Origin of the sequence: Acinetobacter equi (assembly GCF_001307195.1) — a bacterium.
In the GTDB taxonomy this organism is placed as follows: Bacteria; Pseudomonadota; Gammaproteobacteria; order Pseudomonadales; family Moraxellaceae; genus Acinetobacter; species Acinetobacter equi.
Genome location: NZ_CP012808.1, coordinates 1,822,376 through 1,836,462 on the forward strand (window position 1 = coordinate 1,822,376; position 14,087 = coordinate 1,836,462).

At 34.3% G+C, this 14,087-nt stretch carries 13 protein-coding genes; 9 read left to right on the forward strand and 4 right to left on the reverse strand.

The features are described 5' to 3' along the window. The first annotated feature begins 96 nt into the window (after positions 1–96). The 8 genes from AOY20_RS08705 to AOY20_RS08740 all read left to right on the forward strand — a co-directional run bounded on the left by AOY20_RS08705 (position 97) and on the right by AOY20_RS08740 (position 8,123). Complete coding sequence (locus tag AOY20_RS08705) at positions 97–417, forward strand: hypothetical protein (protein WP_054581488.1); 321 nt, start codon at positions 97–99, stop codon at positions 415–417. Continuing rightward, a complete protein-coding gene (locus AOY20_RS08710; RefSeq protein WP_054581489.1) occupies positions 414–3,284 on the forward strand; it encodes a host specificity factor TipJ family phage tail protein in 2,871 nt (956 codons plus the stop codon). Before AOY20_RS08705 ends, AOY20_RS08710 begins: the two co-directional genes overlap by 4 nt. Before the next feature lie 57 nt (positions 3,285–3,341). Beyond that, the gene (locus AOY20_RS08715; protein ID WP_054581490.1) at positions 3,342–4,877 is read left to right on the forward strand and encodes a DUF2817 domain-containing protein; all 1,536 of its coding nucleotides are present in this window, start codon (positions 3,342–3,344) and stop codon (positions 4,875–4,877) included. Between the two features lie 10 nt (positions 4,878–4,887). Continuing rightward, positions 4,888–5,643, forward strand: a complete 756-nt coding sequence (locus AOY20_RS08720) for a hypothetical protein (protein WP_054581491.1) — start codon at positions 4,888–4,890, stop codon at positions 5,641–5,643. Between the two features lie 148 nt (positions 5,644–5,791). Continuing rightward, positions 5,792–6,787, forward strand: coding sequence for an ATP-grasp domain-containing protein (locus AOY20_RS08725; protein WP_054581492.1), 996 nt, complete (start codon positions 5,792–5,794; stop codon positions 6,785–6,787). Positions 6,788–6,869: 82 nt separating this feature from the next. Then, positions 6,870–7,127, forward strand: coding sequence for a holin (locus tag AOY20_RS08730; RefSeq protein WP_054581493.1), 258 nt, complete (start codon positions 6,870–6,872; stop codon positions 7,125–7,127). Further along, positions 7,111–7,617, forward strand: a complete 507-nt coding sequence (locus AOY20_RS08735; RefSeq protein ID WP_054581494.1) for a glycoside hydrolase family protein — start codon at positions 7,111–7,113, stop codon at positions 7,615–7,617. Before AOY20_RS08730 ends, AOY20_RS08735 begins: the two co-directional genes overlap by 17 nt. Further along, positions 7,614–8,123: a hypothetical protein gene (locus AOY20_RS08740; RefSeq protein ID WP_054581495.1), complete on the forward strand. Its 510-nt coding sequence runs from the start codon at positions 7,614–7,616 to the stop codon at positions 8,121–8,123. The genes AOY20_RS08735 and AOY20_RS08740 overlap by 4 nt, the downstream gene beginning before the upstream one ends. A 22-nt stretch (positions 8,124–8,145) precedes the next feature. Here AOY20_RS08740 and AOY20_RS08745 read toward each other — a convergent pair whose 3' ends face one another. Next, the gene (locus AOY20_RS08745; protein ID WP_054581496.1) at positions 8,146–8,622 is read right to left on the reverse strand and encodes a hypothetical protein; all 477 of its coding nucleotides are present in this window, start codon (positions 8,620–8,622) and stop codon (positions 8,146–8,148) included. A 752-nt stretch (positions 8,623–9,374) separates the two neighbouring features. Between AOY20_RS08745 and AOY20_RS08750 the strand changes: the two genes are divergently transcribed. Continuing rightward, complete coding sequence (locus AOY20_RS08750) at positions 9,375–10,055, forward strand: phage baseplate protein (RefSeq protein ID WP_054581497.1); 681 nt, start codon at positions 9,375–9,377, stop codon at positions 10,053–10,055. 66 nt (positions 10,056–10,121) lie between these two features. Here AOY20_RS08750 and AOY20_RS08755 read toward each other — a convergent pair whose 3' ends face one another. The 3 genes from AOY20_RS08755 to AOY20_RS08765 all read right to left on the reverse strand — a co-directional run bounded on the left by AOY20_RS08755 (position 10,122) and on the right by AOY20_RS08765 (position 13,989). Continuing rightward, positions 10,122–11,525, reverse strand: coding sequence for an LLM class flavin-dependent oxidoreductase (locus AOY20_RS08755; protein ID WP_054581498.1), 1,404 nt, complete (start codon positions 11,523–11,525; stop codon positions 10,122–10,124). A gap of 317 nt (positions 11,526–11,842) precedes the next feature. Then, positions 11,843–12,685: an SPFH domain-containing protein gene (locus tag AOY20_RS08760; protein ID WP_054581499.1), complete on the reverse strand. Its 843-nt coding sequence runs from the start codon at positions 12,683–12,685 to the stop codon at positions 11,843–11,845. A 254-nt stretch (positions 12,686–12,939) separates the two neighbouring features. Further along, positions 12,940–13,989 (reverse strand): NADP(H)-dependent aldo-keto reductase, encoded by a 1,050-nt coding sequence (locus tag AOY20_RS08765; protein ID WP_054581500.1) that lies wholly within the window; start codon positions 13,987–13,989, stop codon positions 12,940–12,942. Positions 13,990–14,087: the final 98 nt, after the last annotated feature.

The window sequence follows — 14,087 nt, forward strand, 5'->3', positions numbered from 1 at the left end:
TAAGATTGAATTAAATCTTAGCAATAACCATGGAAGAATTTATGTAGGTAATATTGCTGAATTGTTTATTCATGTAATTTTCAAGTGAAAAATATTATGTCTATCGACAACTTATTAGATCGTACATGGTCCAAAGGCTACACATGTAATGAATTTGCTTGTGAAGCGTGGAAGCAAATTACAGGTAAAGACTTAAGCAAACGGATTTATAAAGTATTAAACGGTAAAGGTCGATTTAAAAGACTGGAAGAACCTATTTCGCCTTGTTTGGTTTTATTTAAAAACGATGATCGAAGCCCTACTCATGTAGGGCTTTTTTATTGCGACAAACTTTTGCATTTAACGCCTCGTGGTGTGCAATTCATACCACTTGAAGTGGTAGCTATGCACTTTAAAGAAGTGAGATATTACACATGAAAAAAGTCATCATCATACGTGATCAGTTTGCTAAAGATAAAATCGAAGCTTATGTTGATGATGTGTGTAAGTATTTGGCTGAACAGTTTGATGTATTCCCTGAAAATGCACAGATTTATCATAATCAGATTTCTGAACAAACAAATATCACACCTAAAACAGAAGCAGATATTGAGCGTTTAAAACAATTAGATGGTGTATTTTGGGTTGTGATTCACCCTGCTTGGTGGATGGTTGTCTTTTGGGTGGTTACCGCTGTTATGGCGGCATATAGCGTATATATGATCGCTACAATGCCCAAACAAAATGGACAAGGTTCTGTCGGCTCATCAAATAACGAACTGGCAAATCGATCTAATAAAGCGCGAGTTAAAAGTCGGATCCCTGATATTTTTGGTACTGTTCTTTCATTCCCTGATCTGATTGCGGAAATCTATACCTATTATGAAAATGGCATTGAAATTGAAGAATGTCTAATGGTTATTGGCCGTGGATATTATGATGTTCATGAATGTAAAGATGGCGATACTGCAATTGAGGGAATTGAAGGTGCTTCAATCAGTGTTTATGATCCGAATGTATCAATCACTAGCAACACAACAATTTATCGTACAGGCACAGCATTCACTACGGCACCAAGAGCTGTAAGAAAATCAGATGCCATCAATGGTCAATCTTTAGTACAGCCAAATGATTTAAGCCTTGAGTCCAGTTCATTATATTTTATGACTGGTGGTGTGATTAGAAGCACAGCAAATATCGATTTCACTACTTATTTTAAAGTAGGTGATGGCATTGCAATTACTGGTGCTGCTTTCGGGATTAATGATGCTTCACTTTCAGGTACGGCTGTATTAACGCCTGATTTTAAAGTTATTGTGCAAAGTAGTGTTGATATTGAGGCTTATGATGCCTACAAGGGATTATTACTCAATGGTGCCTTATTTGAATATATTGTTGAAGAAACTACTATTGATCCTGAAACAGAAGAATCTACAACTGTTGTGGTAGAGCGAGCAACTCGTGATGCATCTGGTCAGTATGAAGTGAGTAGTGTGACTCGAATTCAAAGTGGTTCGATTTATACCTACACAATTCAATTATCTAATCCAAAACAAGTAAATTACAGTTGGAATGATATTTCTGAAAATCAAACGATTAGTGCAGGTATTACACTTAATCTAAATGCTAATTCCATGACACTTGATGATATTTACTCTATCAGTGCGATTAGCTCAACTCAAATTACTCTTGCAAATGCTGCTACCGTAAATGCCGAATGGTTGAAACTTCCAACAATGTTTAATGGTAGTACACAAGGCAGACAAGCCAATGTTGATTTAGAAATTGTGGCCAATAAATGGGTTGGTTGGTTTAACTTAGATTTTGATCAAGCTACACAAGCTGTATTTAATGTGTATGCACCGCAAGGGATGTATGCAACAACAGATTCAGGTGGTGAGCGAGAAGCTGGTTGTACAATCACGGTGCAATATCAAATGCTTGATGAAAATAAAAATCCAGTGGGTGAAATTGTCACAAGGGAATGGGAGATTTGGAATAAAACCAAATCAAGTTTTGGGCGTACAGCTCGTTATGATTTACCAAGTAAAGGTAGCTTTCGTTTTCGACTTGCTAAGACTTATGCAAAGCAAAATAACCGACCTGTTACCGAAGTAAAAATTAAAAGTGTTTATGCAACTTATGCTTCTTCAAAACGTAATTATCCTGATGTGACTGTTTTACGTTTAAAAACGGTTGCAACTGATGGGGCATTATCAGTTAAAGAACGTAAATTAAATTGTCTTGTTACTCGTAAACTTAAAACAGATGGTACTGGTGCTTTAGTTGCTACGCGTGATGCAGGGCAAGCACTGATTAATATGGCTTTGGATCAATATGTTGGGAGACGTTCTAGCTCTGAATTAGATATTGCTCAAATTAAGTCTGAAATTCAAAAGGTGAAGAATTACTTTGGTTCTGATGTTGCAACTGAATTCAACTATACCTTTGATGATGACAACTTAAGTTTTGAAGAAATGGCAGGAATGGTTGCTTCAGCATGTTTTTGTGAGACTTATCGCTATGGCAATAAGTTACGAATGAAGTTTGAAGGACCACAAGATAATTCAGTTCTTTTATTCAATCATCGTAATAAAGTACCCGGTAGTGAAAAGCGTACTTTTAGTATCGGTATTGATAAAGATTATGATGGTGTTGAGCTTGAATACACATCACCAGATGATGATCTTAAAACAACTTATTCAATCCCTGAAGATGGTTCAGCACGTAATCCTTTAAAGATTACAACTTCGGGCATTCGCAATCATGCAGTTGCTAAAACAAGGGCGTGGAGAGAATGGAATAAGCTTTTATATCAGAATTTGAGTTGTGAGTTTGATGCGCTTGACGAATCTAATTTATTGGTTAGAAATGATCGTATTTTAGTTGCTGATAATACAGAGCTTAAAACTCGTGATGGTCAGGTGGAGTATGTTGATGGATTAACATTGAAGTTATCTCAATTTATTGAAGATCCTTATTCAAAACAATTTGGCAATGTTGAGATAATGGAAGGCAAGACCTATTACATCTACTTGCAAATGCAAAATGCAACAATAGATATGATTAGTTGTGTTGCTGGTAATGAGCCAGATGAAGTTATTTTGAGTCGTGCACCTCTTCAATCTCTTGTTATTGATGAGGATCGCTATATCAAGACAACCTATTTACTAGTCGAAGCTCAAGAAGCAGATAAACAAGCATTCTTACTCACCGAAGCTAGTCCTAATGATGAGATGACGAATAAGCTGACATGCATTAACTACGATTCTCGTTATTACGAAAAAGATAAAGCATTTATTTAAAATTTAAACCTTATAAGGCACTCGAAAGAGTGCTTTTTTTATGCCTGGAGAAAAGCAATGGGGATTGTTACGGTCGATAAACTAGAGAATGCTGATAAAGATGCAGATGCTCTTGATACGTTTATCAATGGTGCAGACACAGCGACAGTCACAACACGTAAAAGTAAGAAATATCCAACACTTGCCAACGCTGTAAAACAAGTAATTGAAACTGGTGGATTTGAACCATTTGCTACTGAAACAGCTTTGCTTGCAAGCAGACCAACTATTACCAAGAAAGCAGCCAAGGCTTTAGATACTAAAAAAGTTTGGTTGTGGGATGGCACTCAATGGAATGATACTGGGTTGAGTGAATATGATTTGGCTAAGAGAGATATAAACAAAGTATCTCAAAAAGTGGATACCAAGCTAACCATCAAGTACGACTTTCATTCGATAGAAAACACACCATCATTTGTTGTTATCAATGAGGATTTAAAAGTAATTAATACATTAGCACCTAATATTGTTATGGATTTTCATTCAGATGCTAGCGAATCCGATCTTTTTTTTGCGGATGAAAATTTAAAAGAACTTAAGCCCCAACAAGAAGGTTCAGGGTTGGATGTTGAAAACATTCCAAACAACGAACAAGGACTTGGAGAACCTTATGTTGATAATCATTATTTAAAAGTATCTCGTAAAGATTATCCAAACTATTACTTCAACACATCGCAATCAGTAATCACGCATGCTGATGATGTGTACGCTTTTTATGACAACTTAATGTCACAGAATCCTGATTACATCACAAAGACCACACTAGGTGCAGACACAGAAGGATACCCGATTTACGGATACACTTTCACGCCACCACCAAAACTGTATTGGGGTGGTCATACTGCTGAAAGTGTTCAACCACCTGAAATTGTAATAACTTCTGGTGTGCATGGTGCTGAAAAAATGGGAATCATTGCAGGAATGTCTTTCTTTGATAATCTGGTGAATTACTGGAATACGGAAGAGTATTACGACAAGTTGCGCTTCTCTTGTAAATTTACAATTTACCCAGCTTGTAACCCTTACGGTATTCGCTCAAATACTCGTGGTAATGTAAACGGTGTTGATTTAAATCGTAACTTTGATGTGAATTGGGATGGCGCTGGAAGTACAGATCCATCTGATGTGAACTATAAAGGTTCGGCACCTTTTTCTGAAATAGAGACGCAATTATTAGCAACAATTCCCGACTTACACCCAAATGCAAATCTATTTATGGACTTACATCAGCAAGGTGAAGTGTATTTATTTTGGTTTGGGACAATCTTAGATCAAACAATTACAACAGTTGTTGAGTCTTTGAATGATATGACAACGTATCTCTACAAGCATATAAAACCTGAATCAGACTTACAACAAACGCTATGTCGTCTTGCATACAATGGTGAAGGCACACTTGCTCGATATTTTCAGCTTGTAAAAAACAAAGCAACTATCTTGATTGAAATGTCGTCATCAAACCACCCAATGCTGACAGGGAAATGGGTTGATGCTCGAAAAGTTGCAGAAAAATCTATCGTAACAGTCGTTAAAAACTTCATAAAAAATGTTTAGGAATTAAAAAATGATTACATATCAAATTATTGAAGGCGCAAAGGCAAGTAAGAATGCTAAGAAATTCACACCAAGTCCAGAAGGTGTTGCAATGGCGAATATTCCTGGTTGGGAATTGCTGATCGATCCTGATCATGTAACCAGTAGCACAGTTCAAAATCGCTGTATCCGTAATACTTTTTGTGAGTTGGTATCAGGGAGTATCAACCTTGGAACATTTGCAAATGGTCAAAAAGCTTTTAATCCAACCGATGCTCTACCAATTCGTATTAACCCGAATTTAGAATTTCCAATTGATGCATGGTCACTTATTTTTGTAGCTAAGCCTGATGTAAAAACTGGTGTTGATTTAAACACCATTATCACAGCTAATACTTATACAGCAGATAAGATCACACCAAGTGTGGCTTTTTCAGCATCAACCACAACCTTCCGCATCATGAAAGGTGGTGCATTGTCTGATTTAGAGAGACGATTAACATACACACCAAGTGTTCCATTATCGGAAAAAGTGAGTGTTTATATTGTTACAGGTTCAATTGCAAATGGTTTAGCAATCTATCAAGATGGGGTGCTTGTAGCAAGCAACTCAAATAAGGACTTGATAAATGATCAATGGCAAGCTGGTGAATGGAATATATTGCGTGGAGCGCGTGGTTTATTCGGCATGATTGGTTTACTTTCTATTGATCTGAATGACCCTTTAAATGCTGAATACAGGAATCAGATGAATGATTTTTTAATGCAAAAATACGCCATCGTATAAATCAGCAAGCTTTAGATACCCCTAGCTTAAAGCTAGGGTATATAAAGTAATAATTATTATTTTGAATAATAATAAGTGTTTTTATATTGGAAGTTAAATATAAAAAAATGATAGGCTATTGATATTATTATTTATATTAGATGGCTTTATGTACACGGAAATTATTCGAGATATTCAAAAAGATAAACTATCCCCTTTATCAATGAAAGACTCCACAGCTTCGCATCTATATGGTTTTTATCAGGCTTGTAAGGAATTGGGGTTAGAATATGAGAAACATAAAAATCATTTTTTAATTAAAAGCCCATATAACGATTCATATATTGGTGGCGTTTCAGGCATGGTGAGTAGTTTTGTATCTAGTTTTGCATTGCGTGTCTGTGGGGATAAAGAATTAACTCATAAAATTTTGGCTGCAAATGACATTCAAGTACCTAAACAATATTCTTTTTCTAAAAATGATTTAGATGGTGCTATTGAGTGCTTTAAAAAATATAATTTAACAGTTGTAAAGCCTTCGGATGGCTCTGGCGGTAAAGGTATTACAATTGGAGTAAATGGTATTGATGAGTTTAAAAAAGCATTTCAATATGCGGTTGAAAATACAGGTCAAAACGGACGAGTATTAGTTGAGGAAAAAATTGATGGCTTTGATATAAGGGTTATTGTTGTTAATGGAAAATTTGATTGTGCTATTTGTCGAATTCCAGCACATGTAATTGGTGATGGGGTTAAAACAGTGGCTCAACTTGTGAGTGAAAAAAATGAGGCAAGAAGCAAGCATCCTCATCATAAGGCTTTTCCAATAATAATTAAGCCCTCTCTAGATGAGAGAATTGTCCCTCACGAAGGTGAGATATTATTTTTAAGTAGTGCGGCTAATATTCATCAAGGTGGAGAAGCATTGGATGTTACTGAATATGTAGGTAATGATATTCGAAATTTATCTATAAAGGTTGCTAAGTCTGTACGTGGTTTAAATGTTGTAGGAATTGATTTCTATCTGAAGGATTTCAAAGATCCTACAGCCGCTTATGTTTTAGAACTAAATACAGCAGCTAATTTTTCTATACATTATTTCCCTTATTATGGGAAAAAAAGAAATCCTGCTTTAGCTATTGTTAAAGATATGTTGGCTATGTAAAAAATTAACCCAACAAATCCAAACACACCCCGACTTTTAATAAAGATCGGGGTTTTTTATTACCAAAATTTTAGGAAAAACGATGTCTGAAAAAGTTCATTTATTCGCGGAAACTTCTGCAGCAGCAATTGGCTCTAAAGCTTCATTTGGTGGAGGTGCTGCAAGTTTTGTTGCCTTCTTTGCTGGTATTAATTGGATTGGTTGGTTATCGCTTGGAATTGCAATTTTAGGTTTGATTATTAATGCCTATTTTTCTTGTCAGCGCAATCACCGTGAAAAAGAAATCCATCGCTTAAAAGTAAAACAATTAAAGGATCAGTGTGATGCAAAACAAGACTAAATATTTAGCAGTAGTTTTAACCGCTTCACTTGGTTTCTTTGTCGGCTTAGAAAAATACGAAGGCTTTTCTGCTAAACCATATAAAGATACTGGTGGAGTGGTCACACAAGGTATTGGCTCAACAGTCAAGCCTGATGGCTCAAAAATCAAAATGACCGACAAGCCGATTGACCGTAAAACTGCACAGGAATGGGCGAAAGCTCATGTATCGAAAGATGAGACAGCATTTAAAAAGTCATTACAAGGCGTGAAACTATCCCAGACTGAATATGACGTTTATCTCGATTTTACATACAACTTTGGGCAAGCAAATTGGAATAAGTCTGCAATGCTTACTAATTTAAAATTAGGGCGATATGAGCAGGCTTGTAAGTCTCTTTTACTCTATAGATATGTTAAGAAAAAAGATTGTTCAATCCGATCCAATAACTGTTGGGGTGTTTGGGTGCGTCAGAAAGAACGCTACGACAATTGTATGGGGGCGCAATGAAAATAATCATTCAAGAATTTATAGCGAAGTTCTACCAGGTAATCATTTTAATTTTATTAGCCATAATTTTAGTTCTATCCATTTTTGGAGGTGTTCAGACTTGGCGAGCATCTTCATTAAAAACCGATTACCAATTGCTGAATGCTAAATACAAAACCGAAGTTGCCGAAGCAAAAGCATTAACCGAACAAGCTAAAGCCGAAGCTAGAACTAAAGAAAAAGAATGGTCCGATAAACTTTTAGAAGTAGAGAAAGCTCACAATGCAAAAATGCAAGAAATCATTATTGATGTTAATAATGCTAAGTCCGCTGTTGATGGCATGTCAAAGCAACTCGATACAGCCACAAAGCGTATGTCCACAGCTTCCAAAGAAACCATTATTGAGTACGCCAATACCAACAGTGACGTACTCAAAGAATGCATTGGACAATATCAATACGTGGCAGAACAAGCAGATAAACACGCAGCTGATGCAAAACGATTAAGTGATGCTTGGCCTAAGTAGAAATAAAAGGATAACAGAAATGTTAATTTGTATTTTTATTTGAAGCTTTAAACCACCTATAGAAACCAAAGGCTGAAAGAGCAGATAGTATAATTACACATACAATTGTCAAAGTTAACCAAAAGTTTCTTAATTTAAGCTGAAGATTAGTTAATTTTTCTGATTCTTCAGCTTGGATTTTTAATAGATCTATTTCTTTATGTATAGAATCTAGATTTTCAATATTATCAAAATAATGTTTGATTTCTGACATTTGAAGTTGAGGATCTCTATTATTTGTTCTTACAAGAGTGTCAAACCTATCGTTTCTTAAGCTATTTACTTCAGAATATCTTTTAACTGCTGTACCAAATATAGCAATATCTTTATCTAATTTGATTAGCATGATTTCAGCTTTTTCATAGTTTTTAAGACAAATATCAGCCACATACACCATGGCGACAATACCACCAATCGCTAAAAATTTATTTAAGGAGTCTGTTGGTATTGTTAGAGACACTTTTCTCAATCCATAATATTATTCAAATTCTGAAACATTCTACCAAAAACTCAAGGGATACAGATTCTAAGTTTCAATGATATAATAGCTTTACACGGCTAATTGCAGACTGTGGATAAACTTGCATTTACGTCAAACTTACGTCATATTAATATAACTAACTGATTTTATTTAAAAGATACTACGTTGACATCGTAGAGGTCAGCAGTTCGAGTCTGCTTATACCTACCAAAATTCAAAGCTATATATAGTAAGGGTTTTAAGCAAAAACAGAGGCTTAAAGCCCTTTTTTTATGCCTATAATAAGATATGTTAATATCAGCCTATTCGGCTTAAATGGTCGAATAAGTCATTAATGAATAGTGGTTATGCATGTAATTTACTGCTACAAAATATATATTTATAGCTTTGTAATAATTAAATTCGATTCAAATAATAATCTTAGTTATAGATTATAATAGGTAAAATTTTCAGAAGCTTAGAATAAATGACATCATTTAGCACTTTTGGCAGTCTTATATTGTTAAGCTTGTCACTTTCTTTGTCTGCTGCACCGCTAAATCAACAATACTTATCTTAGCCATTAACTGGGAATGGTGGTGAACCTGTTACTTTAATTCGTAAAGGAGTGGGTAAAGATAGAGTTGTACAAGGGCTTGCTATTGACCCTACACATAAATTTATCTATAGCAGTAATGTGACCGGTAATCCAGAAAAAGGGGTAATTAATCGGTTTCATATGAAAAGTTCACATGTTCTATATGCTTATAGATGCACAGCTTCCATTTGCATATATTGGACATCAAGGGATTACTGTTGATGCGGATTCAGGGACTTTATATACATCCACTGGTTCTGCAGTAAAAAATCATGGATGGTACATAACAAAATTTACCTATAATAAAAATGAGATACCAACTGATTTTAAAGTAATACGAATATTTGATAATTCTTATAGCAAAAAAATTAGTGCTATGCCTTCAATATCACCAGACAATAAAATATTAGCGATTCGAGCTAGAAAAAATCAAAAAAACTATGTCCGAATTTATGACTTTAATGAATTCAAGAAAAATGAAGATCAAGCAGATAAGCTTCCCTATAATGAATGGATTGTTGATGATGGATTGACTAAAGATAATTATCCATTTCAAGCAATTACTACAGATGGAAAATATATTTATTTAATGAGTGGTAAATCAGATAAACTTCCTAAAAGACTGTATATTTATGACCTGAAAGGGAAAATTGTTCAAAAAATAGATAATCTCAGAATAGGTTATGATGATGCATTTGATTTTAGTCAATCTGGTGCTTGGGAACCCGAAGGTCTAGCTATAGACAATAAAAGTAAGGAGTTACTACTTTTCTTTGCATTAGGAGATGCAGGTAGTCGCATTGGTCGTATCTTTAGAATGAAAATACAGGATTAAATTAAAATTTATATTAGATTTCTTCCATCAATTATGTTGAATGAAAGAAATCTAATAATTTATAGTTTAAGCGATTTTTGATGAAAGTACTCGATTGTTATCGCTAGAAATTTTTCGATAACTTGCGGCTCTATGATGGTCGGACAAAAGAGGACCGTGACCGAATAGTTTTTCACGTAAAGTTCCATCTTTATAATCAGTTTGGTAAACACCTCTACGTTGTAATTCAGGAACAATAAACTCAACAATATCTTCAAATGATTGATGCGCTAAAATATATGCTAGATTGAAACCATCAATGCCCGTTTCTTCAACCCACTCTTGTAAACGGTCTGCTACCGTAGCTGGTGAGCCAACTATAACAGGTCCATTTCCACCAACACTTGTCCAATTTGCTACCTCTTCAATAGTCCAAATTTTCTCTGGATCTGCATCTACATAAGATTGAAGCATAGATTGAATTGCGTTAGTTTGAATGTATTCAACTTGATCTGTTGGCTTAAATTGAGAGAAATCTACACCAGACCAACCAGATGCTAAGGTTAAGCCACCATCATAACTTCCATATTGTTGATATTCTTTAAATTTAGCTTGAGCTTTTTCATCAGTTTCATCAACAACAATAGCTAACATGGTATAAATAAGTACAGAGTTTGAATCTTTTCCTTCTTGAATTAAATTTTGTCTTATACCCTGAGCCAGTTTTTTAACTGCAATTTTTGTTGGTGCGGAAATAAAAACACATTCAGCATTTTGGCTTGCAAACTTTTGACCGCGAGAAGATGCTCCAGCTTGATATAGAACAGGAGTACGCTGTGGAGAAGGTTCACAAATATGAATACCAGGTACTGAAAAATATCTACCTTCATGGTGAATTGGGTGAATTTTTGTATGATCTGCAAAAATCCCTTTCTCCTTATCACGTAGGACAGCATCAGATTCCCAAGACCCTTCCCAAAGTTTATAGAGAACTTCTAAGTATTCATCAGCAATGTCATAACGCTCATCATGACTGACTTGAGTTTTTAAGCCTAAATTTTTAGAGCCACTTTCAAGATAAGATGTCACAATATTCCAACCGACACGTCCTTTGGTTAAATGGTCTAAAGTACTCATACGACGTGCAAAAGGGTAAGGGTGCTCAAAAGAAATAGAGGTTGTTACACCAAATCCAAGATGTTTTGTCACGGCAGCCATTGCGGGCACAATTTGTAATGGGTCATTGACAGGAACTTGTACAGCACCAGTTAATGCATGCTCAGCAGAGCCATGATAAATATCATAAATACCTAAAACATCAGCAATAAAGATACCATCGAATTTTCCACGTTCTAAAATTTTCGCTAAATCTGTCCAATATTCTAAATCTTTATATTCTGTAGAACGATCTGAAGGGTGGCGCCATAATCCTGGAGATTGATGTGCAACGCAATTCATTTCAAAAGCATTAAATCTAATTTGTTTAGTCATAAGATTCTTTAAAATATGAGAAATAGTTTTTGATTATCTTACCGATCAAAATCAATAATTTTTAATAATAAAAAAAACAATATTTAGCAGATATGATATTTATGAAAATAAATTATTAACTTATAAAAAACATAACTTAGCATTCATTTAATATTTAAGATCTTATTTTGTAAGCGATAAATAGAACGTTATTGTGATTTTTTATTTGATAAATTCTTAGCTATAAAAGAAAAAGCAAAATATTATTCTATTCAAAGAGTAGTCCTAGATATTACTTTTTCTTTTATGTCAAAGCTTTGTAATGGAGCTTTGATTTATTAGTTTAATTTACCAATACTGGTGAATTTATCTGGAACAATCACCATTGTATTGAGTGTTCCTTGTTCAGCAGCTTTAAGCAGTGCTTCAGCCTTTGTTTTCTCAGCTTCAGCACGAAGAAGATCAACATATTTATCTGATGCATTTTCTGCTAAAACTCTTTTAATTTCAGTTTCAACTCGAGCTGTTTCAAGCTCATTTTGTTTGGTCTTCAACGCATTTTGTGAATTTACAATTGCTAAAGATGAATCTAGGATAGATTTTGGTGGAGACACTTTTAAAATGTTAATTTCATTAACTTTAACAAAGCGGTCTTTACCTTGGACTTTTAATTTTAGGTTAATACTATTTTTGATTTCTGTTTCAATTGTTGCACGATTATCATTAACTGCAAGTGCTTTATATTTACTTACTACATCGTTAATAGCTGAATTTGCGACATATTGAACATATTGTCCAAGTAGATAAACATCACCATCCTCCGTGACAATGTGTTGTGCTTTTTCAGTTTTATATGCAATAGCTGCATTTTCAGGAACAATACCGTAATTCACTTTGAGTTGAAAATCTTGCATAGGAATTTTCTCTACGACAATCGGTTGAGAATCAACGTTTAATACAAGATTTCTTTTAGAAACTTTAATGACGTCACCAATCAATGTTTGGTGTAAGCCTTGTCCCAAAACAGTATCTTCAATTTCACCACTAAATGTTTGACGAATGCCTGTGTCTGCATCAGTGATACGAATAAAGCTACGAGATAGTATTATTAAAAAAATAATAAGTAATAAAACTGAAATGGTCAAAAATATAGTAGTTTGGCTTATTTTGATTTGTTGCATATAGGAAAAACCTTGATAAAAATAAAGTTTTGTTTGTATTTAAATGTGATCAATTTGTTCTTAATGAGTAATTAAGCCAATTTTCTTTATATTATAGCTTTGATTTTTATTAGAAGGCTAATTTTATAAGATCGATATAGTTAAATAATCGGTTTTTACTTTGATAGTAATTATAAAGCGATTCATCAAGTTTCGAGTACATCAATAAGAAAGGCTATAACGCACTTTCTTATTGAGTTGTATATTAATGAAAATTAAGGTGCAGGATTCGGTTGTTGTTTGTGAATTTTTGCAATCTCATCTAAAATTTCCTGATTTAGATTAATTTCAAAAGCATCAATATTTTCTTTAAGTTGATCTAAATTTGTGGCACCAATAATTGTTGATGTCACGAAAAATTGTTGCTTAATAAATGCTAGTGCTAATTGTGTAAGACTTAAATTATATTTTTCAGCGAGTAGCGCGTATTGCTCAGTGGCCCATTCACTTTCAGGATTAGAATAACGACTAAATCGTGAAAATAGAGTGACTCGAGCATTTGCAGGACGAGCCCCATTTCTGAATTTTCCTGTTAAATAACCAAATGCTAAAGGTGAATATGCTAATAAGCCAACACCTTCATATTTTGCAATTTCCGCCATTCCAATTTCGTAAGTGCGATTTAATAGGCTATATGGATTTTGCACACTTACGAATTTTTCTAAACCAAGTTTTTCAGCAAGGTGTAAAAATTTCATTGTGCCCCAAGGTGTTTCATTTGATAAACCAATGTAACGAATACGACCATTTTTAATTTCATTTGAAAGAGCAGCCAATGTTTCTTCTAATGCTGTAATTTCATGATCATTCTTAGCGTCATTATTGCTATAACCTAATTTCCCAAAGAAATTTGTTGGGCGTTGAGGCCAGTGTAATTGGTATAAATCGATATAATCTGTTTGTAAGCGTTGAAGTGATTGATCAATTGCAGATTCAATCTCACTTGCAATAAATTTTGTTTTTCCATCTCGAATATGTGCACCGCCTTGTGATGGACCTGCAATTTTAGATGCTAGAAATAATTTGTCTCGACCGCCATGTTTTGCAATCCAATTACCAATAATAGTTTCTGTTGAACCTTGTGTTTCAGGCTTAGGTGGAACAGGATACATTTCTGCAGTATCCCAAAAAAATAATCCACGTTCTAAAGCATAATCAAGCTGTTGAAATGCCTCATTTTGTGTGTTTTGTTCGCCAAAAGTCATTGTGCCTAAACAAATTTCAGGAACCAAAATTCCTGTATTAGATAGGGGCTTAAATTGCATGCTAATGTCCTATAAAAACAATGGAGTTTATTTACTATGGAATAAGCTAAATGATTAGAGAATATAATTGAAATCACAAATTATGAGATCGTTCTAAT

Coding starts and splice junctions, on each gene's coding strand:
- AOY20_RS08765 (WP_054581500.1), bottom strand. CDS start 13,989: ATGCAATTTAAGCCCCTATCTAATACAGGAATTTTGGTTCCTGAAATT.
- AOY20_RS08730 (WP_054581493.1), top strand. CDS start 6,870: ATGTCTGAAAAAGTTCATTTATTCGCGGAAACTTCTGCAGCAGCAATT.
- AOY20_RS08725 (WP_054581492.1), top strand. CDS start 5,792: ATGTACACGGAAATTATTCGAGATATTCAAAAAGATAAACTATCCCCT.
- AOY20_RS08760 (WP_054581499.1), bottom strand. CDS start 12,685: ATGCAACAAATCAAAATAAGCCAAACTACTATATTTTTGACCATTTCA.
- AOY20_RS08720 (WP_054581491.1), top strand. CDS start 4,888: ATGATTACATATCAAATTATTGAAGGCGCAAAGGCAAGTAAGAATGCT.
- AOY20_RS08735 (WP_054581494.1), top strand. CDS start 7,111: ATGCAAAACAAGACTAAATATTTAGCAGTAGTTTTAACCGCTTCACTT.
- AOY20_RS08755 (WP_054581498.1), bottom strand. CDS start 11,525: ATGACTAAACAAATTAGATTTAATGCTTTTGAAATGAATTGCGTTGCA.
- AOY20_RS08715 (WP_054581490.1), top strand. CDS start 3,342: ATGGGGATTGTTACGGTCGATAAACTAGAGAATGCTGATAAAGATGCA.
- AOY20_RS08705 (WP_054581488.1), top strand. CDS start 97: ATGTCTATCGACAACTTATTAGATCGTACATGGTCCAAAGGCTACACA.
- AOY20_RS08740 (WP_054581495.1), top strand. CDS start 7,614: ATGAAAATAATCATTCAAGAATTTATAGCGAAGTTCTACCAGGTAATC.
- AOY20_RS08750 (WP_054581497.1), top strand. CDS start 9,375: ATGTTCTATATGCTTATAGATGCACAGCTTCCATTTGCATATATTGGA.
- AOY20_RS08710 (WP_054581489.1), top strand. CDS start 414: ATGAAAAAAGTCATCATCATACGTGATCAGTTTGCTAAAGATAAAATC.